Below are 20,148 nucleotides of genomic sequence, written 5' to 3' on the forward strand. Positions count from 1 at the left end.
TTTTGTACAGTATTATGGCGGCATGGCCAAAGACAAAACCCTCTACACCTGTACCGAATGCGGCGGCACCAGCCCCAAATGGCTGGGCAAGTGCCCCAGCTGCGCAGCCTGGAATACGCTGATCGAATCGGTCGCCGAGTCCACGGCACCCACCAAAAACCGTTACAGCTCACAGTTCCAGTCGCTAGCCAAGACGGCCGAAGTGGCGGTGTTGGCCGACATCGAGGCCAGCGACGTACAGCGCACGCCGACCGGCCAGGACGAACTGGACCGCGTGCTGGGCGGCGGCATGGTCGAAGGCGCCGTGGTGCTGATCGGCGGCGACCCCGGCATCGGCAAGTCCACGTTGTTGCTGCAGGCACTGGATTCGCTGCAGCGCAGTGGGCAATCAACCTTGTACGTAACCGGTGAGGAGTCGGGCGCCCAGGTTGCGCTGCGTTCACGGCGCCTGGGGCTGGACGCGTCCCAGGTCAAGGTGCTGGCCGAGATTCAGCTCGACAAGATACTGGCCACCATCGACAGCCTGCAGCCTGATGTGGCGGTCATCGACTCCATACAGACCGTGTACTCAGACCAGCTTACCTCGGCGCCGGGCTCGGTGGCCCAGGTGCGCGAATGTGCGGCCCACCTGACGCGCTGCGCCAAGTCCAGCGGCACGGCCATCGTGCTGGTCGGCCATGTCACCAAGGAAGGCGCACTGGCCGGGCCCCGCGTGCTGGAGCACATGGTGGATACGGTGTTGTACTTTGAAGGTGAAACCCACAGCAGCTTCCGCCTGGTGCGCGCCATCAAAAACCGCTTTGGCGCCGTCAACGAGATCGGTGTGTTTGCGATGACCGAGAAAGGCCTGAAGGGCGTCAGCAACCCGAGTGCCATTTTCTTGAGCCAGCACACCGAGCCGGTGCCGGGCAGCTGCGTGATGGTCACGCTGGAGGGCACACGGCCGCTGCTGGTAGAGATACAGGCCCTTGTCGACAGTGGCGGGCCGTCGCCGCGGCGGCTCAGTGTGGGCCTGGACCGCGACCGCCTGGCCATGCTGCTGGCGGTGCTGCACCGCCACGCCGGTGTCGCCTGTATGGACCAGGACGTGTTCGTCAACGCGGTCGGCGGCGTGCGAATCAACGAGCCAGCCGCTGACTTGGCCGTGCTGTTGGCCATCACATCCAGCCTGCGCGGCAAACCCCTGCCCAAAGGTTTTTTTGCGTTCGGCGAGGTCGGGCTGGCCGGCGAAGTTCGCCCCGCTCCACGTGGCCAGGAGCGCCTGAAAGAAGCCGCCAAACTGGGCTTCACCGTGGCCATCGTACCCAAGGCCAACGCACCTAAAAAGGGTGGTAAAGAGTATGAAGGGCTGACCATCCATGCGGTAGACCGGGTGGAGCAGGCCATGGACATCGTCCGCGGACTCGGTTGATTACATATGCAATTTCCTATGCTGCAGAAATATCCGGCGGCTACCCGTACCGTCGTCGTGCTGGTCTTGGCCGGCCTGGGGGTCTTGGCCTACCGGGCCTATGGCTGGGCGGGTATCGCCTTGGCAAGCGGCGGCGTGGTCATGTGGGCGCTGATGCACATGAGCCGCATGCTGGTGGTGCTGCGGCGCACCGCGCAGCGGCCGGTGGGCACCGTGGCCAGCGCCGTGATGCTGCATTCCCGACTGGAACGCGGCATGGCGCTGCTGCAGGTGCTGGCCCTGACGCGGGCGCTGGGGCAGCGCGTGGGTGAGCCTACACCGGACGGCGAGCAGTACCAATGGACCGATGCATCTGGCGCCACCGTGCACTGCAGCTTTGCCCACGGCAAACTGCAGCATTGGGAATTGCAACGGCCCTGAGCAGCAAGCATGGGTCGTAAAATCGGCGTTTCTACGACCACGACCCCCAAGGAATCCGCCATGAGCCTGCAACCCCCTTCAATGTCCGACCGCGATGGAAAAATCTGGATGGACGGCCAGATGGTTGACTGGCGCGACGCCAAGATCCATGTGCTGAGCCACACGCTGCACTACGGTTGCGGCGCATTTGAGGGTGTGCGCGCGTACAAGGGCGCTGGCGGCACGGCCATCTTCCGCCTGGAAGAGCACACCGAGCGCCTGTTCAACAGTGCCAAGATTTTGCGCATGACGATTCCGTTCACCCAGGCACAGGTCAACGAAGCACAGTGTGCTGTCATCCGCGAGAACAAGCTCGAATCCGGCTACCTGCGCCCACTGACCTGGATTGGCGACAAGAAGCTGGGCGTCTCGCCCAAAGGCAACACCATCCACCTGATGGTTGCTGCCTGGCCCTGGGGCGCCTACCTGGGTGAGGAAGGCATGAAGCGCGGCATCCGCGTCAAGATTTCCAGCTACACCCGCCACCACGTCAACATCACGATGACGCAGGCCAAGGCGGTCAGCAATTACACCAACTCCATCTTGGCCAATATGGAAGCCACCGACGACGGCTACGACGAAGCCATGCTGCTGGACGCCAATGGCTTTGTATCCGAAGGCGCCGGTGAGAATTTGTTTGTCGTCAAGAACGGTGTGGTCTACACGCCCGACCTGTCGGCTGGCGCGCTGAACGGCATCACCCGCAACACCGTCATGCATATTTGCAAGGACCTGGGGCTGGAGTTGGTGCAAAAGCGCATCACCCGCGACGAGGTCTATATTTGCGACGAGGCGTTTTTCACCGGCACAGCGGCTGAAGTGACCCCCATCCGCGAGCTGGACCGCATCGAACTCGGCAAGGACGACTACGTGGGCTCGCGCGGCCCCATTACCGAGAAAATCCAGAGCGCGTTCTTTGACATCGTCAACGGCCGCAACCCCAAATACGCCCACTGGCTCACGAAAGTACACGCATGAAGAACGCTACCGTTGAACTGCTCGCCGGCGACCTGAACCACCAAGGCGGCGTGTTCTGTCCCAGCCCCCTGGCCAAGATGGACACCTGGAACACCCACCCCAAGGTTTATCTGGATGTCGGCAAGTCGGGCGAAGCCAAGTGCCCTTACTGCAGCACCGTATACCGCCTAAAGGCGGGGGAACATTTCGCCTCAGGTGGACACTAGCCCCTACGTTCCACCGCTGCGCGGTTCGCTGCCCCCATCCGGGGGAGGGGCTGCGGATTTTCCGTCGCGTGGGGCTTATTGCCCTTGGGACGGCCCGGCGGCAAATCGTCACTGCCACGCGCAATGACCCCTTCCCTGGTCATCGCCCCGCAGTGGATCGGCGATGCGGTGATGACCGAGCCGTTGCTGCGCCGGCTGCACGTGCGCGGCGAGACGCTAACGGTAGCCGCGTTGCCGTGGGTCGCGCCGGTGTACCGCGCCATGCCCCAGGTATCTGCAGTGCTGGAGCTGCCTTTTGCCCACGGTGGCCTGCAATTTACGGCGCGCCGACGGCTGGCCCACCAGCTGCGCGGACAGTTTGACAGCGCCTACGTCTGCCCCAATTCATTCAAAGCCGCCTTGCTACCATGGTGGGCGGGCATCCCGAAGCGCATCGGCTACCACGGAGAATCCCGTTACGGGGCACTGAACCAGCGCCTGCCTAACCCACCGCAGGGTAGCCGCCCACCGATGGTGGCGTTTTATTCCGCGCTGAGCGGTGACACCGGCATTGCCGCTGACCGTCCGCAACTGGCGCTGGACGCGGTCAAGGTCGACGCGGCTCTGGCTGGCATGCACCTGCAACGCCAGGGCTACTATGTGTTTGCCCCTGGCGCTGAATATGGACCCGCCAAGCGCTGGCCGGCCCGGCACTTTGCGGTGCTGGCCGAGCAATTGAAGCTGCCGGTCGTGCTGCTGGGCTCGTCCAAAGAGTCAGCGCTGTGCGCTGAGATCGCCCACGCTGCCAATGCGGTGCAGCCGGGTCAATGCCTGGACTGGTCTGGCCGCACGTCGCTGGACCACGCACTGGCAGCGATTGCCGCCGCCAAAGCCATGGTCAGCAACGATTCGGGGCTGATGCATGTGGCTGCTGCCTTTGGGGTGCCGCAGGTTGCGCTGTTCGGCTCATCCAGCCCGCTGCACACACCGCCGTTGAGCCCGCAGGCCCATGTGATCTGGCTGAAGAACGATGCAGGCTATGTGCCACCACTGGATTGCGCGCCCTGCTTCGAGCGCGAATGCCCGCTGGGCCACACGCGCTGCCTGGTGGACATTGCACCCGATGACGTGCTGGGGTTGGTACCGCACTAGCGGTCCAGATTTGCTATCTATTTGCTAGCTGCTCACGCACACTGCGTGAGGGCTGCAGCCTGATTCGGCATATAAAAAAAGCCACCCGAGGGTGGCTTTTCTTTTTGGGGGCGGCTGCCGCCTTATTCCAACTTGAAGACGAACTCTTGCGTGGCAAGGATTTCGCCAGCACCAGCGCCTGTGCACTTGTACTGCATCATGGCGGCCTTGACAGCAGCGTGGAACACACGGGGACCAGACAAGATGGTCACATCGCGCACGACGCCGTCACGGATCGAAGCCTGGGCCTTCACAATACCTTCAGTACCGTCCTGCGTTGCCTTGCGGGGCATTTCAGGCTGCACTTGCGTGGGGCAAGCAACCCGGATGTCCGAGCGATTGGGCGCCGGTGCAGGGGGTGCAGCGGGCGGTGGCGGCGGCGCAATCACGGCCGGTGTAGGCGGTGGTGCAGGCGTCGACTCAATCGCTGGTGCAGCAGTCACCGGAGGCGCCACATCAGGTGGTGGTACAAACGGTGGTGGCGGTGCCTCTACCTTGGGTGCCTCAGGCGGTTTGATTTCCTTGGGCGGCGGCGGAGGTGGCGGTGGAATGATGACTTCTTGGATCACCACAGCCTCAAGCGGCTTCTTGATGACTTTGAGCGCATCGTGGGCCGTGCCGGAGACCAAGCCCCAAATCAGCAAGATGTGCAGGCCGATAACAATGGCGATGCCCTTGTAGCGCTTGGATGGGTCCTTGGGCCGGTAAACCGGGTGCAGACCGAGCGTGTTCGAGTTCATATTCATTGGACGAACTGCTCGCTTCCGATCACCGCCATCTTCGTCAGGCCCTTGCGCTTGGAAGCGGACAGAACGTTGGCGAACACTGCGTACGACGATGACTTGTTAGGCCGGATATGAACCTCAGGTTGCGCCGCCTGCAACGCAGCCGCTTCCATGTTGGCATCCAACTCAGCCGCACTCACTGGCATACCTTGCCAATAGACAATGCTGCTCTCGTCGATATCGATCTGCACTTTTTCAGGCTTGACGTTGTTGGACGGCGGTGCGCCCACCGGCATATCCAGGCTGACGGCATGCAACTGGATAGGGATGGTGATGATCAACATCACCAACAGCACCAGCATCACGTCAATCAAGGGCGTGGTGTTGATGTCCATCAGCACTTCAGGATCGCCCGAGGCGTTTCCTACATTCATAGACATATTGCTACTCCTCCTGGCGTGGGTTCAACCGCCCAATGGTGGTGGTTCAGTGATGAACGCCACCTTGACGATGCCTGCACGCTGGCATGCATAAAGAATCTTGCCAACACCTTCGTATCGGGAAGCCAAGTCGCCGCGGATCTGAACTTCAGGCTGCGGTTTGACGGTCGAGACCTTCTTCAGCTTATCGACCAATGCTTCCACATTGGCTACCTTCTGGTCGTACCAGAAAACGCTGCCTGCGGTATCAACCGAAATGATGATGTTTTCTGGTTTGGTTTCCCGAACCTCTACCCGTTCTTTGGGCAGGGTCACAGGAATCGAGGTTGTGACGACGGGAATGGTGATCAGGAAAATGATCAACATCACCAGCATCACGTCCACCAGGGGTGTCGTGTTAATGGCTGATATGACGGCATCATCTTCGCCGTCAATACTGCCTACGTTCATGGACATAGAGCTAACTTTCTGCGCGTTTACCGCACGTGTTTAGCTCTTGGAAGCCGAACCCAACAAGACCGAGTGCAAATCGCTGCCGAAGCCGCGGATGTCGTCCATCACGCCTTTGTTGCGCGCGATCAGGTAGTTGTAAGCCAACACGGCAGGCACGGCAACCGCCAGACCCAAAGCGGTCATGATCAGCGCGGAACCCACGGGGCCGGCGACCTTGTCGATGGAGGCTTGGCCGGACATACCGATGGCGGTCAGCGCGTTATAGATACCCCACACCGTACCAAACAGGCCGACGAAAGGAGAAATGGAACCTACGGTTGCCAAGAAGGACAGGCCGCCTTGCATTTCGCGGTTCACGCGGTCCACGGAGCGCTGGATGCTCATGCTGATCCAGTCGTTCAATGGGATGTGGCCCATCAGACCACCGTGCTTTTTTGTAGCGTCCACGCCGGCAGCGGCAATGAACTGGTACGGGCTGTCCTTGCTCAGCGCAGCGGCGCCTTGGGCCACGGTGCCAGCACCCCAGAATTTTTCAGCGGCTTCACGGGCAAACTTGTTAGCCTTGCGCTGTTCCAGCATCTTGATGGCCAGGATATACCAGCTGCCCATGGACATGATGGCCAGAATGATCAGAACACCCATGTCGACGGAGTGGGCGTTGGTCCACAGGGCACCGATACCGTAAGGGTTGTCGGTCGAGCCTTCGGCCTTCTTGGCAGCAGCGACTGGCGCAGCAGCGACGGGGGTAGCAGCGGGATCCGCGGCTACGGCTGCAGAGGCGGGAGCGGCGGTTTGCGCCATGGCGGGGGTGGAAACACCAGCCACAGATACAACAGCCAGGCTCAGGCTCAGGGCCCAGGCGCGTACCAACACTTTGAACTTCGTATGCACAATCATTTCCTTATAGAAAAAATACTAATGGCCGTATGGATGCCGGGTTGGAATCCGGGGCGCAGCGTCCGTAACTGCTAAACTGAAAGTCGGCTATTGTAATTTGCCTAGATGGTGCTTTGCATCCACCCACCGGAACAGCACCTAGCGTTTTCGATATCAGGGTTTCCACTAGATTACAGCCAAATACACATCCCATGCGCCACGAATCTCCAGCTGACAATGCGTCGAATCCCCTGTTGCGACCCTGGGAACCGCCCTACGGGCTGCCTCCATTCGGTCAGGTCAATTCAGCACATTTCATGCCAGCGTTCGAATGGGCACTACCCCAGCACTTGGCTGAGATTGATGCCATCGCGGCCAACACCGAAGCGCCGACTTTCGACAACACCATAGCAGAACTCGACATCAGCGGACGTGCGCTAGACCGCATTACAGGGCTGTTTCACAATTTGGCTGCCAGCGAGACTTCGCCCGCGCTGCAAGTGGTGCAATTGCAGATGGCGCCCAGGCTGGCAGCCCATGAAAACGCGATCTTCATGCACGCGGGCTTGTTTGCCCGTATCGACACCCTGTTCGAGAAACGCCATGCCCTGAATTTGAATGCCGAGCAGTTGCGCCTACTGGAGCGCGTGCACCTGGACTTTGTGCGGGCCGGTGCCCGCCTAACCGGCCAACAGCGCCAACGCTATGGCGAAATCATGGGCGAGCTGGCCACGCTATGCACCCAGTTCGGGCAAAACCTGCTGGCCGAAGAGTCCACCTACACGCTGGAGCTCAAAACCGAGGCCGACCGCGCGGGCCTGCCGAGCTTTGTGCTGCAGGCCGCCAAAGCCGCTGCTCAGCAGCGCGGCCTGGGTGACGACGCCTACGCCATCACGCTGTCGCCATCGCTGGCCGAACCCTTTTTGACCTTCTCCAGCCGGCGCGACCTGCGCGAAACGCTGTGGCGCGCCCGGGTCGCCCGCGGCTCCAACGCTGGCGCGCACGACAACCGCCCGGTCGCTGCAAAGATCATGGCCCTGCGCCAGGAGCAAGCCGCGCTGCACGGTTATAAAACCTATGCGGACTACGAGCTGGTAGACCGCATGGCGGGCAAGACGAGCGCTGTACTTGAACTACTCAACCAGGCCTGGATTCCCGCCAAGGCCTACGCTGACATCGACCGGCAGGCACTGACAGCGATGGCCAGCAGCTTGGGCGAGCCCACACCCATTGCCGCCTGGGACTGGCGTTACCTGGCGCAAAAGGTCCGCGCCCAGCGCTTTGACCTGGACGACGCCGAGCTCAAGCCCTATTTCTCGCTGGACGCCATGGTGGCCGCGATGTTTGATTGTGCGCAGCGCCTCTTCGGGCTGCAGTTTATTGAGCAGCCCGGCACCACGCTGCACCATCCCGATGCCCGCTTGTGGGAGGTGCGTGCACAAGACGGTGCACTGGTCGGCCTGTTCATTGGCGACAACTTTGCCCGCAGCTCCAAGCGCAGCGGCGCGTGGATGAGCGTGTTCCGCAGCCAGTCTGGCCACTTTGGTGGCACGCTGCCCATTGTCATCAACAACAATAACTTCGCCAAGGCCAGCCCCACGCTGCTGAGTTTTGACGACGTGCGCACGCTGTTCCACGAATTTGGCCACGGCCTGCATGGTCTGCTGTCCAAGGTGCACTACGAGCGCCTGGCCGGTACCCAGGTGCTGCGCGATTTTGTCGAGCTGCCGTCGCAGCTGTTCGAGAACTGGGCCATGCAGCCCGAAGTGCTGCAACGCCACGCCCGCCACGTTGATACTGGCGAACCCATTCCCGCCGCGCTACTGGACAAGCTCAAGCGCTCGCGCCAGTTTGACCAGGCATGGGCCACCGTGCAATACACCGGCCCGGCGCTAATCGACATGGCGCTGCACGCGCTGCCCAATGGCACACCGGTGGATATTGCCGCGTTTGAGGCCGAACAGTGCGCCAAACTGGGCGTGCCCGTCGACATTGGCCTGCGCCATGGCCTGAGCCATTTCCAGCATTTGTTCTCCGGCTCCAGCTACGCCGCAGGGTACTACGTCTATATGTGGGCCGAGGTGCTGGAGGCCGATGGCTTTGCCGCGTTTACCGAGGCGGGCAACCCGTTCGATGCCACCACCGCCGAACGCCTGTTGCGCACCATTTACAGCAGCGGCAACCGGCAAAACCCGGCTGATGCCTACCGCGCCTTCCGCGGGCGTGACCCGCAGGTGCAGCCGATGCTGAAGAAGCGCGGATTGCTCGCGGAAACCGCGACGGCCTGAGACCCTATCCACCTATTTCGCGGAGCACGCCACAGTATGTCCATCTGGCAAAAACCGGTCACTGTTGAGATGCTGACCGCCATCAGCGCCAACTCGGCATCGTCCCACCTGGGCATCGAGTTCGTGGAAATTGGCGACGATTTCATCACCGCCCGCGTGCCGGTGGATGAGCGCACGCGCCAGCCCTATGGTTTGCTGCACGGCGGCGTCAGCGTGGTGCTGGCTGAAACACTGGGTTCGCTGGGTGCGGCCATGTCCAGCCCCGAGGGCACCCGCGCCGTGGGCCTGGACATCAATGCCAACCACCTGCGCGCAGCGATGAGCGGCTGGGTCACCGGCACCGCACGTCCAATCCACCGCGGCCGCACGACCCATGTGTGGCAGATCGAGCTGCACAACGATGCGGGCGAGATGACCTGCATCTCGCGCATCACGATGGCGATTCTCGAAGCCAAGAAGTAGGTTTTTAAGCTCTGCTCTTAGCGAACCCGACGTACCAATCCAAACACCCTGGGTTGGCCATCGCATCCTTGTTGACTACCTTCTCCAGCGGTTGACCGAGCAACAGCTTCTTGATCGGCAACTCTTGCTTCTTGCCCGACAGCGTGCGCGGAATCTCGGCGACCTGGAAGATGGCATTGGGCACAAAGCGCGGGCTCAGCGCGGTCTTTATGGCGTTGACGATTTTTGCCTGCACCACATCGTCCAGTGTCAGGCCCGCCCGCAGCACCACAAACAGCGGCATATAGCTTTCGCGTCCCAGGTACTCTAAATCCACAACCAGGCTGTCCACGACCTCGGGCAAGGCCTCAACGGCGCTATACAACTCGCTGGTGCCCATGCGCAGGCCGTGGCGATTAATCGTGGCGTCACTGCGGCCAAAGATCACGCAGCTTTCTCCGCCGTGCTCTTTGGTACCGACGCGCAGCCAGTCACCATGGCGCCAAACGCCACCCGACTTGGCAGGGGCATTACCTCCACCGGGCTTGCGACCGTGACCGGCAGGGTACATCTCGAAATAGCTGGACAGGTAGCGCGCGTTTCCTTCATCACCCCAGAAGTACAGCGGCATGGACGGAATAGGCTGGCTACAGACCAGTTCACCGACCTCCCCCAGTACCGGCTCGCCCTCCTCGTTCCAGGCTTCCACCGCACAGCCCAGCAGACGGCATTGCATGACCCCGGGCTCTTGCGGCAGCTCGCGATGGCCACCGATAAAGGCACCGCAAAAGTCGGTTCCACCGCTGATGTTGCACCACCAGATGTCCTTCTGGGCATCGCCGCTTGCGATGCGCCGAAACTGCTCCGTGCCCCAGTTCTGGGCCTCGGGTGATAACGGTGACCCGGTCGTACCCAACGCCCGCACAGCCGACAAATCGCCACAGGTGGACAGGTCAACACCCGCTTTCAAACAATTTGCATAAAACGCGGCACCGGCTCCAAAGAAGGTGACGCCGGTTTCACTGGCAAAGCGCCACAGCGTCGTCCAATCAGGCTGCGCTAGCCCCGTCGCATCCGACCCTAGCGGTTTGCCGGCGCCGGGGTTGCCGTCATAAATCACACAGGTCGTGCCGTTCAACAAGCCCGCCACTTGCGCATTCCACATCACCCAACCGGTGGAGCTGTACCAGTGGAAGCGTTCGCCCCAGGTGTTGGCCTCATAGCTGCAACCCACATCGTTGTGCAGCACCTTCATCGCGAGCGCAACCAGCACCGTGCCGCCATGGCCGTGGACAATGGGTTTGGGCAGGCCTGTGGTGCCGCTGGAGTAGACGATCCACAGCGGGTGGTCAAACGGCAACCAGAGTGGCTCGAAGGCTGAGGTGCTTTCGTCATTTCGGGCTGTAGCCCTCGTGAAACGTGCGTAAGCAGCTATCGAATCAGTAGCACTTTGTGGCGCATCCAGCGTGCCCAGGTTGGCGTGCAGGATCACGTGCTGCACCGTAGGCAGCGCATCCACCAGCGATTGCACGACAGCCATGCGGTCCATGTCGCGCCCGCCATAACGCACACCGTCGCAAGCGATCAGCACCTTGGGTGTGATCTGCTGGAAGCGGTCCAGCACGGCATTCGTGCCCATGTCGGGCGCGCAAATGCTCCACACCGCGCCGATGCTGACCGTGGCCAAAAAGGCGACCGTGGCCTCGGGAATGTTCGGCAGATACGCCGCCACGCGGTCGCCCGGCTGCACACCCTGGGCCTGCAAATGCAGCGCCAGCGATGCGACCTGGCGGCGCAACTCGGGCCAGCTCAGCTCACGGTGTTCACCCTTCTCATTGCGGCTGATGACGGCGGCAAAACCCGCAGCGTCCGCAGGCGCCACATGGCGGAACACCTGCTGCGCATAGTTGGCCTGCGCGCCTGGGAACCACACGGCGCCGGGCATCACGTTCTTGGCCAGCACCGCCGTGTGCGGCGTGGGTGATTGCATGCCAAAGTAGTCCCAGACGCTATGCCAGTAAGCATCCAGGTCGGTGATGGACCAGTTCCACAGGTCGCGGTAGGTCTCAAACGACAAACCGCGGTGCGTCGCCAACCAATCCTGGTACAGGCGAATTTGCGGGACGTACGCAGCGGATCTGTGTGCAGGTGTTATCTGGGACATGCTGTTCCTCAAATTCTAGGGGCCACTCGTTTGCCACCATTGTGGGTATGCCGACGAATATTGCATGGTACGGCGGCGTTCTGCACGTACGCCGGTGACACCGCGAGCCGCCCCTAGCCCCGCCCGATACGAGCGAACGGAAGCTGGGCCAATGCTCTGGCACACGGCAAGGTGCAGAACCTTGATTCCCAGGGATTATTTTCCGTGCGGAGGGGTTTTGGCGGTGCGTGCCGCAGTGCCCCAATACACAACACCCAAATACACGACACCCAACACCGACGCACCCAGAATCACGCCCCAAGACAGCGGCGAGCGGAATGTAGATAGCGGGTCACCGGCCAAGCGCCAATGCAGCAGCGCATGAATGGCACAAAACGCAGCAAGACCTGTGCGGCTCGCGCTTCGCACATGGGCGCTCGCATGGTGCGTTAACGCAATCAGCGTCCAAAAAAGCGGTATGTGGATCGCAACAAACCACCAGCGGCCTTGTTCATCGCCCAAGGCGCGCAACACATACAGCAAGCGCCATTCAGACTGCGTCATCGCATCCAGTTCGTGGGTGAACAATACCGCCAGCATGAGCTGGGTAAGAACTTTTGGCGTATTCATCAGCAATCTTTCAAACTCAATAGCCTGATTTGCAATGCAACCACAGGCCGAAACTCAGCAGCATCGCTGCGCCCACGTCAATCCACATGACTTTGGCTATCGGTAGACCGTGCGCTTGCAAAGCGGCGATCAGCACAAAACCCAGCATGCTAATCAGCGCGAAGATGCCTACTGGACAGCGCCAGCCAGGATCAGCCGCCGCCGCGAAGCAAGCAGCTGCGAGCAAACCAAAGAGAAGGGCGCGGTGCTGCATGAGAATGGTTAAGTCATGCCCTTCTCCTAGCTTGACGCCGTAAGCGCGCTCTAGCAAAGGGCGCCCAAGCAGGCCCGCCAGTGGCGATATGTGGATCAGCCCGGTCGCTACAAAGCTCAGGCGGACCACCCATTCATTGGTCGTGGGGCTCATTCTGCTTGGTTCCTGAGACGAAGTACAACAGCGGGCCAAACGAGCCCACGAGAAGCGAGAAAATCGCCCAAGGCCAGAAGGGACGACCTGTCTTTGCGGCATCGCGCTTCATGAAAAGCAACAGCAGACACATCGTGATCACCAAGTCTGCAAATATCTGCCAACCCGCGGGGTGACGCAAATGCACGAGCACCAACTCCAGCACACTGCCGACCTCATGCAGGGAGTAGGCGGTCAACGCGGCAAAAACGATGAGCACGACGATCAATAGCGCTTTATTCATACACATTCCTTTCAAAGTGTCTCCAGTTTGCGCAGCGCTTTGAATCAGCGCAATTACGTCGCAGGTAATTGCCCGGACTGTGCGCTGTGATTCAATGGCGCAATGGAAACTGCCAGCCCAAGCCTTCGCACAACTTTGCAAACTGCCCGCAAATCCAAGCGCATCAGCCAGCTCGAATTAGCCCTGCGTATGGGCGTTTCGCAGCGGCATGTGAGCTTCGTGGAAAGTGGACGGGCACAGCCCAGCCGTGAGCTGCTGCTCTCGTGGCTGCACGAGCTGCACGCGCCGTTGGCGCTGCGCAACGTGGCGCTTCAGCAGGCGGGCTTTGCGCCGGTATATTGCGGCAGTGAGCTATCCGATGCGGTGCTGACTCCCGCACGCGAAGCGCTGGGCCGATTGCTTGCGGCGCATGATCCGATGCCCGCGATGGTGATGGATGCCGCGTGGAATGTGCTCCAAATGAACCGCGGCGCACGATGGTTGGCCGTCACGCTGATGCCGTGGATCGCCCAACTGCCGCAAGACCAGCCGATCAATATGCTGGACGCCATGCTCCACCCCGAGGGCATGACGCGGCAGATGAGCAACCTGGAAGAGGTTGCCCCCGCCATCCTCGCGCACTTGCGCGATGACGCCAGCACCATGCCCGGGTTGCAAGCGAGAGTTGAACTGTTGGCTGCGCAACTTCAACATCGGCTAGGCAAAAGAAAGCTTACCCCCTGGACGCGACAAATGGCCCCTGTGCTTACGACCCGCTTTTCCACCGCGCATGGCGAGCTTGCGTTTTTCAGCATGTTTTCGACCTTCGGCACGCCGCAAGACATCACGTTGGCTTCGATGCGGGTTGAACATTTGTTTGCCGCAGATGACGTGACGCGGACGGTGATTGCGGCGCACGTGAGTTGAGATACTCACCATGCCTTGAGGGAGTGCAGAACTGGCGGCAATTCATTTACCGCGTCTTCTCCCTTACTCCTGCGCAGCCTTCGCCATGCGTTCACTCTTCCAGTACACATCGTCCCCCACCGTGCCATCGGTCCGGTAGCGGTTCAGCACGCGCGACAGCACAAACATCAAATCCGACAAGCGGTTCAGGTACTGGCGCGGCGTGTCCTTCAATGCCTCTTGCCCTTCCAGCGCCACTACCGCGCGCTCAGCCCGGCGGGCCACCGTGCGGCAGATATGGGCCTGGGATGCGGCGCGGGTGCCGGCGGGCAGGATGAATTCCTGCAAGCGCGGCAGATGTTCGTTGTGTTCGGCCAAGGCTTCGTCCAGCGCCAGCACAGCCTCGGGCTTGAGCAGTTCGTAGCCGGGTATGGACAACTCGCCGCCCAGGTTGAACAGCTGGTGCTGGATCTCCACCAGCACCTCGCGCACGGGCTGCGGCATGTCTTCACACAGCAGCAGGCCGATATGGGAATTGAGTTCGTCCACATCGCCCATGGCGTGCACGCGCAAGCTGTCTTTGGAGACGCGGGTGTTGTCGCCCAGGCCGGTGGTGCCGTTGTCCCCGGTGCGGGTGGCGATTTGTGTGAGGCGGTTGCCCATAAGAGTCAGCTCCATGCAAGGACAAAAAAAGTCTCCCATCGTAAACTGAACCCCCACGCTCCACCGCACAGCGGCGCGCTGCCCCTCAGGAGACATCCGACATGAACGCTCCCACGCCCCCCCTGCATCTATTGCCCGAAGTGAACCAGCGCCCGGTTCCCGCGGAGTTGGTTGAGGCGCTGCAAGCGCAATTCGGCAGCCGCTGCTCCACCGCACTGGTGGTGCGCGAACAGCATGGGCGTGATGAATCCTCGTTTGACGTGCCGCCGCCCGGCGCCGTGGTGTTTGCGCACAATACGGCCGAGGTTGCGGCTGTGGTTAAGCTGGCCGCGCAGTACCAGGTGCCTGTCATTCCCTTTGGCGTGGGCACCTCGCTCGAAGGCCATTTGCTGGCCGTGCAAGGCGGCATCAGCCTGGATGTGGGCCAGATGAACAAGGTGTTGTCCATCAATGCCGATGACCTGACCGTCACCGTGCAGCCCGGTGTGACGCGCAAGCAGCTCAACGACGAGGTCAAGTCCACTGGCCTGTTCTTCCCCATCGACCCCGGGGCCGACGCCACGCTTGGCGGCATGACGGCCACCCGCGCCAGCGGCACGAATGCTGTGCGCTACGGCACCATGCGTGAAAACGTGTTGGCGCTGGAGGTAGTGACCGCGCAGGGCGAGATCATTCGCACGGGTACCCATGCCAAGAAATCATCCGCTGGTTACGACCTGGCCCGCTTGATGGTCGGCAGCGAAGGCACGCTGGGCGTGATCACCGAGGTCACCGTCAAGCTCTACCCTTTACCCGAGGCCGTGATGGCAGCGACCTGCTGTTTTGCATCGCTGGCCGATGCCGTCAACACTACGATCCAGATCATCCAGCTGGGCGTGCCCATTGCGCGCTGCGAGCTGCTGGACTCCACCACCGTGAAGGTCGTCAACCAGCATTCGAAACTGAGTCTGCCCGAAAGCGCCATGCTGCTGATGGAGTTCCACGGCTCACCCGCCGGCGTGCAGGAGCAGGTCGAAACCGTGCAGGCCATTGCGGCCGACAACAACGGCAGCGCCTTCGCCTGGGCCGCCACGCCCGAGGAACGCACCAAGCTGTGGACGGCGCGGCACAACGCCTACTTTGCCGGCGTACAGTCCCGCCCCGGCTGCAAGGCCATCACCACCGACACCTGCGTGCCGATCTCGCACCTGGCAGACGCGCTGCTGGATTCGGTGACCGAGGCGCAAGAGGCCGGAATCCCCTACTTCTTGGTCGGCCACGTGGGTGACGGCAACTTCCACATGGGCTACCTGATTGACCCCAATATCCCCGCCGAGCGCGAAACCGCCGAGCGGCTGAACCACCAGTTGGTGGACCGCGCCCTCAAGTTGGGCGGCACCTGCACCGGCGAGCATGGCGTGGGCCTGCACAAGCAGGGCTTTCTGGTAGCCGAGACGGGAACGGGCGCCGTGGACATGATGCGGGCGATCAAGCGGGCGCTGGACCCGCTGAACATCATGAACCCGGGGAAGATTTTTACGCTATAGATTTAGTAGCTGCTTACGCGCATCTGGCAAGGGCTAGCGGCACTTATGTGCTCATGTTGCGACTTCAAAAGAAGTCCAAGGGATCAAAATCTTCCTGCGCCAGTTTGTGTTGTTGCTTGAGCCAGCGCTTGAGGTAGGCATCGTCCTGCACGCGCTGCAAATCCTGTTGCATCATGGCAATGTCGGCCTGCAGGTCTTGCCGCTGCATCAACAGGTGGTGTTTCAGACTGGATTCGCTGAATGTCTCGAAGGGCGGTAAACCAAACTCTGCCATGGCCTGGTGCTGCAGCATCTGCAGCTCTTCATTCAGCACGGCCACGCGCTCTTTGACCAGCGCGGTCAGGGCGCTCAGCTTTTCCTGTGCCATGGTTGCCACATGGTCGGCGTCCGCCAGGTCGGCCACCAACTGCAGTTGCAGCAAGGCCAACAGGTCCCGGCGCTCGTAGGCTGCGTTGGCGTCCTTCATCAGCGCAGTCTTGCGAATCTGCTCCTGCAGGTCTTGCTCGCGGTCCGGGTGCAGGGCGCTAGCCAATTGGCGGTACAGCGTCCGCAAGGCACCGTCGGCGTCTCTGGCCTGGGCAGCGGCAGCTTCCTCTTTCTTGAGCTCCGCTGGCTTCTTTTTCTTCTTGGCTGCGCGCTGCTCCCGCTCAGACTGGTACTGGGCCTCTTGGGTCTGCACCTTTTGTCGGGCCGCATCCAGCAAGGCTTCCATGCTATCGAAGGTGTGGTCCCCATCGGCCAAGGGTTCGCCCAGCACTTCTTCCATCATGCGCTGCATGTCGGCGGCGGCGTCTTTTTGCGCATCTGCGAGCGAATCGGGGCTGTGGGCTTCGTGCAGGGCTTGCATGTCTTTGTCACCCCGCATGCCCAGCGGGCCCGCCAGACCGCACAGAATCTCGCTGGCAATCTCTTTTTGTTTTGGCGTGAGCCCCTTGCGCTGCAAGCGGCCTCCAAGCCATTCGGCCATTTGGCGCATGTAGCCATCTCGCTCTTTCTCCAGTGGCGCAATGCTGCTGGCATATGCACTACGGTGGGAATCCGCCACCTGCTGCATGGTCTCGATCTTGCGCGCCAGCGTTTCCGTCTGGGTCACCAATTGGTTGAACCGCTTTTGCGCGGGCGTTGCCTGCGTGGCGCCACGCTTGAGTGCACTGGTGGCCAGGGTGTTGGCGGGAGTCTGAGCCTGCTGCACTACAGGCTCATCATCCGGGAAAAGTCTGGTTTGGTTCGACATGGCGAAAGGTTTGCAAAAAAGCTTGGGCTCGGCAGGAATAACTACCAGACTGCTTCATTATCTCGGCGCGCAGGGCTGGTTGAACACCTGAGCTCTGTGGCGTGGTGGTGCGCGGCTCATTTGCTATACTACCTAAAATTATTTGGTAGTATAAATGGCACTTCATACCGAATTCTCCCTGGCCGCCCAGACCGCCTTTGCGGGCCTGGACGCCGCAGCCCGCCAAGCCGATTTGAACCGCAGCATCGCTGATCTGCCGGGCGGCTTCGCCAAAAAAGTGGTGGCGGGCCGCACCTATTGGTACTACCAGGTCAAGAACCCTGATGGCCAATTGCGCCAATCGTATGTGGGGCCGGACGATGCCGCCACCCAGTCCTTGATCCAACGCCACGGTGACCCCGCGCACAAATTGGCGCAGCAGCAATTAGTGCGCTTGGCCCGCTCCGCCATGGAGTTGGGTTGCGCCGACATTCCGCCCAAACACGCCCGCGTCATTGAGCGCCTGGCAGACAGCCGCTTGTTTTCAGCGGGCGGAATCTTGGTGGGGACACACGCCTTTCTGGCCTACCAAAATATCTTCGGTGTGCGGTGGACTGCGGGCGCCGCCACGCTGGATCTGGACTTTGCCCATGCCGGGCGCAATGTATCGTTGGCCCTGCCCGAGAATTTAAAGCTCGACACCACGGCCGCCATCGAATCGCTGGAAATGGGTTTCATCCCCAATCAGGCGTACACGTCGTTTCGCAAAGCCGACGAGCCGGATTTCGACCTCGACTTCCTCACCTCGCGCGGGCGCGCGGGCGATGCACCGGTGACTGTGGCGCGTCTGAATCTGACGTTGCAACCACTGCGCTTTATGGAGTTGTCGCTGCAAGACCCCATGCGTGCCACGCTGCTTGCCCGCAGCGGCCCGATCGTCGTCAACCTGCCCCGCCCCGAACGCTACGCACTGCACAAACTGCTGGTTTATGGCGAACGCGCGCAAGCACAGCGCACCAAGGCGCGCAAGGACCTTGCACAAGCGGCTGCTTTGATGGACTACTTGCTGGTGCACGATACGGCGGAGATCGCAGCGATGTGGGTGGATGTCAATGCGCGTGGACCCGGTTGGCGCAAGCGCTTGAAGGAAGGCTTCGATGCCATGCATGCGCTCTACCCCGAGTGCGCGTTTGCCCAAACGATAGAGCGCGTCACCGCGTAGCTGAGCCATCAAGCGGGCGCTGGACCCGCTGAACATCATGAACCCGGGAAAGATTTTTACGCTATAGATTTAGTAGCTGCTTACGCGCATCTGGCAAGGGCTAGCGGCCTAAATGATCACTGGGACGGCTTGACGACGGCGTAGTGGGTCAGGAACGCCATGACCTTGGATTTGTCATACCCATCCCCGGCTTCCAGCACACCGGTGCTCTGCGAGTGCAATACCTTGCCATTCGCATCCAGCCCCATGAGATGGGGATAGCCACCGAAGAATTAACTGCATAGTTGCGTTGCTGTGTAGCAAAGGAAGGGCGTTCACGGGCACTCCATATTTCCTCCACATTTGCCCACGACAGTCTGCGCTACCGGTGCCACCGTTGGCATCCACAAGGAGACTGTCCATGGACTACCGCCCCGCTTTCTGGAATATTCTGCTGACCACCAGCACAGCCGCACTGCTGGCCCTGAGCGGCTGCGGCGGTGGTGGTAGCGGTGACGCGTCGGACACAACTACCGTGCGGGCTGCGGCGGTGCCGCCACAACAGCCGCCACCCCCGCCACCTCCTCCTCCCGCACAACCCCAACTGGTCGACGCCCGTGCCAATCTGGGCCAACAAATCTTCAATGACCCGAACCTGTCGGAACCCCGCGGCACAGCCTGCGTGGCATGCCACCAACCGAACCAAGGTTTTGCCGGTAACCATGGATCACGCATCGGCGTAGCCCAGGGCAGTCTTCCCACATCGCTGGGCTTGCGCAATGCGCCGACCAACAGCTACACCGGCTTCATTCCCGCGTTTGCGTTTCGCACAGACGACGGCGAGACCGAAGCCGTGGGTGGCCACTTCTGGGATGGCCGTGCCGACACGCTGGAGCTGCAAGCCCTGGGCCCCTTCCTGAACCCGCTGGAGATGAACAACGCCAGCAAACGCGCGGTCGTCGACAAGATTGCTGCGGCCCGTTACGCGCCGCTGTTCCGCCAGCAGTTTGGCGCCAACGTCTTCAACGACACCGAAACCGCCTATGCGCAGATCGGCGTGGCCATCGCAGCCTTTGAGCGCGCAGCGCTGCAACCCTTCAGCTCCAAATTTGACGCCGCTGTGCGCAAGCAAGCCACGTTCACGCCCAACGAGGCGCGCGGCATGGCCCTGTTCATGGATCCGGCCCGCGCCAACTGCGCTGGCTGCCATCTGATGGACCCAAGCACCGGCAAGCCCGAAGACTCGCTGTTCAGCGAATTCACCTACTACGCCACCGGCATACCGCGCAACACGGCCATCCCCCGCAATGCTGACCCGGCCTTCTTTGACCTGGGCCTGTGCGGCCCCGAGCGCACCGCACCCACGCTGCCAGCGGGCGTGGTGCCGGGCACAACGATTGCCAATTTCTGCGGCAAATTCAAGATGCCCACGCTGCGCAACGTGGCCGAGCGCCCCGCCTTCATGCACAACGGCTTCTTCACCAATCTCAACGACGTGGTGCGCTTCTACTCGACGCGCAACACCAACCCACAACGCTGGTACGGCCCCAGCGGCGTGCCCAATGATCTGCCCGCGCAGTACCGCGGCAACATCGAGTCGGTCAAGGCACCGTTCAACCGCGCACCCACCGCCGGGCCGCTGCTGACCGAGCCGGAGATCAATGACATCGTCGCCTTTTTGCACACCCTGTCGGACGGTTTTCGTGCCCCGTGAGCCACAGCAAACACCCGGAGCCTGGGCGGTAGAGCGT

At 61.4% G+C, this 20,148-nt stretch carries 22 protein-coding genes and 1 pseudogene; 12 read left to right on the forward strand and 11 right to left on the reverse strand.

Features of this window, described 5'->3' with window-relative positions:
• Positions 1-22: 22 nt before the first annotated feature.
• The 5 genes from radA to waaF all read left to right on the forward strand — a co-directional run bounded on the left by radA (position 23) and on the right by waaF (position 4,185).
• Positions 23-1,411, forward strand: coding sequence for a DNA repair protein RadA (radA, locus tag AC097P_RS03775; protein ID WP_479609019.1), 1,389 nt, complete (start codon positions 23-25; stop codon positions 1,409-1,411).
• 18 nt (positions 1,412-1,429) lie between these two features.
• On the forward strand, positions 1,430-1,831 hold the full coding sequence (locus tag AC097P_RS03780; RefSeq protein ID WP_479609020.1) for a glycerate kinase: 402 nt from the start codon (positions 1,430-1,432) through the stop codon (positions 1,829-1,831).
• Positions 1,832-1,891: 60 nt separating this feature from the next.
• A complete protein-coding gene (locus AC097P_RS03785; RefSeq protein ID WP_479609021.1) occupies positions 1,892-2,848 on the forward strand; it encodes a branched-chain amino acid transaminase in 957 nt (318 codons plus the stop codon).
• Positions 2,845-3,054, forward strand: a complete 210-nt coding sequence (locus AC097P_RS03790; protein WP_479609022.1) for a zinc-finger domain-containing protein — start codon at positions 2,845-2,847, stop codon at positions 3,052-3,054. The genes AC097P_RS03785 and AC097P_RS03790 overlap by 4 nt, the downstream gene beginning before the upstream one ends.
• A gap of 123 nt (positions 3,055-3,177) precedes the next feature.
• Positions 3,178-4,185, forward strand: a complete 1,008-nt coding sequence (gene waaF, locus AC097P_RS03795) for a lipopolysaccharide heptosyltransferase II (RefSeq protein ID WP_479609023.1) — start codon at positions 3,178-3,180, stop codon at positions 4,183-4,185.
• Between the two features lie 122 nt (positions 4,186-4,307).
• On the opposite strand, the gene AC097P_RS03800 is transcribed toward waaF, so the two are convergent.
• From AC097P_RS03800 to AC097P_RS03815, 4 genes are read right to left on the reverse strand one after another with little or no spacing between them, the layout of a single operon-like run.
• Positions 4,308-4,970 carry an energy transducer TonB gene (locus tag AC097P_RS03800; RefSeq protein ID WP_479609024.1) on the reverse strand — a complete coding sequence of 221 codons (663 nt, stop codon included), beginning with the start codon at positions 4,968-4,970 and terminating at the stop codon, positions 4,308-4,310.
• The gene (locus tag AC097P_RS03805; RefSeq protein WP_479609025.1) at positions 4,967-5,389 is read right to left on the reverse strand and encodes an ExbD/TolR family protein; all 423 of its coding nucleotides are present in this window, start codon (positions 5,387-5,389) and stop codon (positions 4,967-4,969) included. The genes AC097P_RS03800 and AC097P_RS03805 overlap by 4 nt, the downstream gene beginning before the upstream one ends.
• A 24-nt stretch (positions 5,390-5,413) precedes the next feature.
• A complete protein-coding gene (locus AC097P_RS03810) occupies positions 5,414-5,845 on the reverse strand; it encodes an ExbD/TolR family protein (protein WP_479609026.1) in 432 nt (143 codons plus the stop codon).
• A gap of 33 nt (positions 5,846-5,878) precedes the next feature.
• Entirely contained in the window at positions 5,879-6,739 is an 861-nt protein-coding gene (locus AC097P_RS03815; protein ID WP_479609027.1) for a MotA/TolQ/ExbB proton channel family protein, read from the reverse strand.
• A gap of 296 nt (positions 6,740-7,035) precedes the next feature.
• Here AC097P_RS03815 and AC097P_RS03820 point away from each other — a divergent pair, with 296 nt between their 5' ends.
• Positions 7,036-9,006: a M3 family metallopeptidase gene (locus AC097P_RS03820; protein ID WP_479609028.1), complete on the forward strand. Its 1,971-nt coding sequence runs from the start codon at positions 7,036-7,038 to the stop codon at positions 9,004-9,006.
• Positions 9,007-9,042: 36 nt separating this feature from the next.
• Positions 9,043-9,468, forward strand: coding sequence for a hotdog fold thioesterase (locus tag AC097P_RS03825; protein ID WP_479609029.1), 426 nt, complete (start codon positions 9,043-9,045; stop codon positions 9,466-9,468).
• Positions 9,469-9,472: 4 nt separating this feature from the next.
• Here the strand turns inward: AC097P_RS03825 and AC097P_RS03830 are convergent, their stop codons facing one another.
• The 4 genes from AC097P_RS03830 to AC097P_RS03845 all read right to left on the reverse strand — a co-directional run bounded on the left by AC097P_RS03830 (position 9,473) and on the right by AC097P_RS03845 (position 12,909).
• Positions 9,473-11,611, reverse strand: coding sequence for an acetoacetate--CoA ligase (locus AC097P_RS03830; protein ID WP_479609030.1), 2,139 nt, complete (start codon positions 11,609-11,611; stop codon positions 9,473-9,475).
• A gap of 195 nt (positions 11,612-11,806) precedes the next feature.
• Positions 11,807-12,220 carry a DUF6713 family protein gene (locus AC097P_RS03835; protein ID WP_479609031.1) on the reverse strand — a complete coding sequence of 138 codons (414 nt, stop codon included), beginning with the start codon at positions 12,218-12,220 and terminating at the stop codon, positions 11,807-11,809.
• A 16-nt stretch (positions 12,221-12,236) separates the two neighbouring features.
• A complete protein-coding gene (locus AC097P_RS03840) occupies positions 12,237-12,626 on the reverse strand; it encodes a hypothetical protein (RefSeq protein WP_479609032.1) in 390 nt (129 codons plus the stop codon).
• The gene (locus tag AC097P_RS03845) at positions 12,607-12,909 is read right to left on the reverse strand and encodes a hypothetical protein (protein WP_479609033.1); all 303 of its coding nucleotides are present in this window, start codon (positions 12,907-12,909) and stop codon (positions 12,607-12,609) included. Before AC097P_RS03845 ends, AC097P_RS03840 begins: the two co-directional genes overlap by 20 nt.
• A 135-nt stretch (positions 12,910-13,044) precedes the next feature.
• Here AC097P_RS03845 and AC097P_RS03850 point away from each other — a divergent pair, with 135 nt between their 5' ends.
• On the forward strand, positions 13,045-13,815 hold the full coding sequence (locus AC097P_RS03850; protein ID WP_479609034.1) for a helix-turn-helix transcriptional regulator: 771 nt from the start codon (positions 13,045-13,047) through the stop codon (positions 13,813-13,815).
• 63 nt (positions 13,816-13,878) lie between these two features.
• Here the strand turns inward: AC097P_RS03850 and AC097P_RS03855 are convergent, their stop codons facing one another.
• Positions 13,879-14,457, reverse strand: coding sequence for a cob(I)yrinic acid a,c-diamide adenosyltransferase (locus AC097P_RS03855; RefSeq protein WP_479609035.1), 579 nt, complete (start codon positions 14,455-14,457; stop codon positions 13,879-13,881).
• A 101-nt stretch (positions 14,458-14,558) separates the two neighbouring features.
• Here AC097P_RS03855 and AC097P_RS03860 point away from each other — a divergent pair, with 101 nt between their 5' ends.
• A complete protein-coding gene (locus tag AC097P_RS03860; RefSeq protein WP_479609036.1) occupies positions 14,559-15,983 on the forward strand; it encodes an FAD-binding oxidoreductase in 1,425 nt (474 codons plus the stop codon).
• 64 nt (positions 15,984-16,047) lie between these two features.
• Here the strand turns inward: AC097P_RS03860 and AC097P_RS03865 are convergent, their stop codons facing one another.
• The gene (locus tag AC097P_RS03865) at positions 16,048-17,217 is read right to left on the reverse strand and encodes a hypothetical protein (protein ID WP_479609037.1); all 1,170 of its coding nucleotides are present in this window, start codon (positions 17,215-17,217) and stop codon (positions 16,048-16,050) included.
• A gap of 154 nt (positions 17,218-17,371) precedes the next feature.
• Here AC097P_RS03865 and AC097P_RS03870 point away from each other — a divergent pair, with 154 nt between their 5' ends.
• Together AC097P_RS03870 and AC097P_RS03875 are read left to right on the forward strand one after the other, a co-directional pair.
• Entirely contained in the window at positions 17,372-18,418 is a 1,047-nt protein-coding gene (locus tag AC097P_RS03870) for a GSU2403 family nucleotidyltransferase fold protein (protein ID WP_479609038.1), read from the forward strand.
• 4 nt (positions 18,419-18,422) lie between these two features.
• Positions 18,423-18,485: pseudogene (locus tag AC097P_RS03875) on the forward strand (FAD-linked oxidase C-terminal domain-containing protein); the annotation flags it as partial.
• Positions 18,486-18,534: 49 nt separating this feature from the next.
• On the opposite strand, the gene AC097P_RS03880 reads toward AC097P_RS03875, so the two are convergent.
• Positions 18,535-18,666 carry a hypothetical protein gene (locus AC097P_RS03880; RefSeq protein WP_479609039.1) on the reverse strand — a complete coding sequence of 44 codons (132 nt, stop codon included), beginning with the start codon at positions 18,664-18,666 and terminating at the stop codon, positions 18,535-18,537.
• Positions 18,667-18,818: 152 nt separating this feature from the next.
• Here AC097P_RS03880 and AC097P_RS03885 point away from each other — a divergent pair, with 152 nt between their 5' ends.
• Complete coding sequence (locus AC097P_RS03885; protein ID WP_479609040.1) at positions 18,819-20,111, forward strand: cytochrome-c peroxidase; 1,293 nt, start codon at positions 18,819-18,821, stop codon at positions 20,109-20,111.
• The last annotated feature ends 37 nt before the right edge of the window (positions 20,112-20,148 follow it).

It is taken from the genome of Rhodoferax sp. ZS1R8, from assembly GCF_056521325.1.

Excerpts from the sequence above, each read along its gene's own strand:
- radA (WP_479609019.1), top strand. The coding sequence starts at position 23 with ATGGCCAAAGACAAAACCCTCTACACCTGTACCGAATGCGGCGGCACC.
- AC097P_RS03780 (WP_479609020.1), top strand. The coding sequence starts at position 1,430 with ATGCTGCAGAAATATCCGGCGGCTACCCGTACCGTCGTCGTGCTGGTC.
- AC097P_RS03785 (WP_479609021.1), top strand. The coding sequence starts at position 1,892 with ATGAGCCTGCAACCCCCTTCAATGTCCGACCGCGATGGAAAAATCTGG.
- AC097P_RS03790 (WP_479609022.1), top strand. The coding sequence starts at position 2,845 with ATGAAGAACGCTACCGTTGAACTGCTCGCCGGCGACCTGAACCACCAA.
- waaF (WP_479609023.1), top strand. The coding sequence starts at position 3,178 with ATGACCCCTTCCCTGGTCATCGCCCCGCAGTGGATCGGCGATGCGGTG.
- AC097P_RS03800 (WP_479609024.1), bottom strand. The coding sequence starts at position 4,970 with ATGAATATGAACTCGAACACGCTCGGTCTGCACCCGGTTTACCGGCCC.
- AC097P_RS03805 (WP_479609025.1), bottom strand. The coding sequence starts at position 5,389 with ATGTCTATGAATGTAGGAAACGCCTCGGGCGATCCTGAAGTGCTGATG.
- AC097P_RS03810 (WP_479609026.1), bottom strand. The coding sequence starts at position 5,845 with ATGTCCATGAACGTAGGCAGTATTGACGGCGAAGATGATGCCGTCATA.
- AC097P_RS03815 (WP_479609027.1), bottom strand. The coding sequence starts at position 6,739 with ATGATTGTGCATACGAAGTTCAAAGTGTTGGTACGCGCCTGGGCCCTG.
- AC097P_RS03820 (WP_479609028.1), top strand. The coding sequence starts at position 7,036 with ATGCCAGCGTTCGAATGGGCACTACCCCAGCACTTGGCTGAGATTGAT.
- AC097P_RS03825 (WP_479609029.1), top strand. The coding sequence starts at position 9,043 with ATGTCCATCTGGCAAAAACCGGTCACTGTTGAGATGCTGACCGCCATC.
- AC097P_RS03830 (WP_479609030.1), bottom strand. The coding sequence starts at position 11,611 with ATGTCCCAGATAACACCTGCACACAGATCCGCTGCGTACGTCCCGCAA.
- AC097P_RS03835 (WP_479609031.1), bottom strand. The coding sequence starts at position 12,220 with ATGAATACGCCAAAAGTTCTTACCCAGCTCATGCTGGCGGTATTGTTC.
- AC097P_RS03840 (WP_479609032.1), bottom strand. The coding sequence starts at position 12,626 with ATGAGCCCCACGACCAATGAATGGGTGGTCCGCCTGAGCTTTGTAGCG.
- AC097P_RS03845 (WP_479609033.1), bottom strand. The coding sequence starts at position 12,909 with ATGAATAAAGCGCTATTGATCGTCGTGCTCATCGTTTTTGCCGCGTTG.
- AC097P_RS03855 (WP_479609035.1), bottom strand. The coding sequence starts at position 14,457 with ATGGGCAACCGCCTCACACAAATCGCCACCCGCACCGGGGACAACGGC.
- AC097P_RS03860 (WP_479609036.1), top strand. The coding sequence starts at position 14,559 with ATGAACGCTCCCACGCCCCCCCTGCATCTATTGCCCGAAGTGAACCAG.
- AC097P_RS03865 (WP_479609037.1), bottom strand. The coding sequence starts at position 17,217 with ATGTCGAACCAAACCAGACTTTTCCCGGATGATGAGCCTGTAGTGCAG.
- AC097P_RS03870 (WP_479609038.1), top strand. The coding sequence starts at position 17,372 with ATGGCACTTCATACCGAATTCTCCCTGGCCGCCCAGACCGCCTTTGCG.
- AC097P_RS03880 (WP_479609039.1), bottom strand. The coding sequence starts at position 18,666 with ATGGGGCTGGATGCGAATGGCAAGGTATTGCACTCGCAGAGCACCGGT.
- AC097P_RS03885 (WP_479609040.1), top strand. The coding sequence starts at position 18,819 with ATGGACTACCGCCCCGCTTTCTGGAATATTCTGCTGACCACCAGCACA.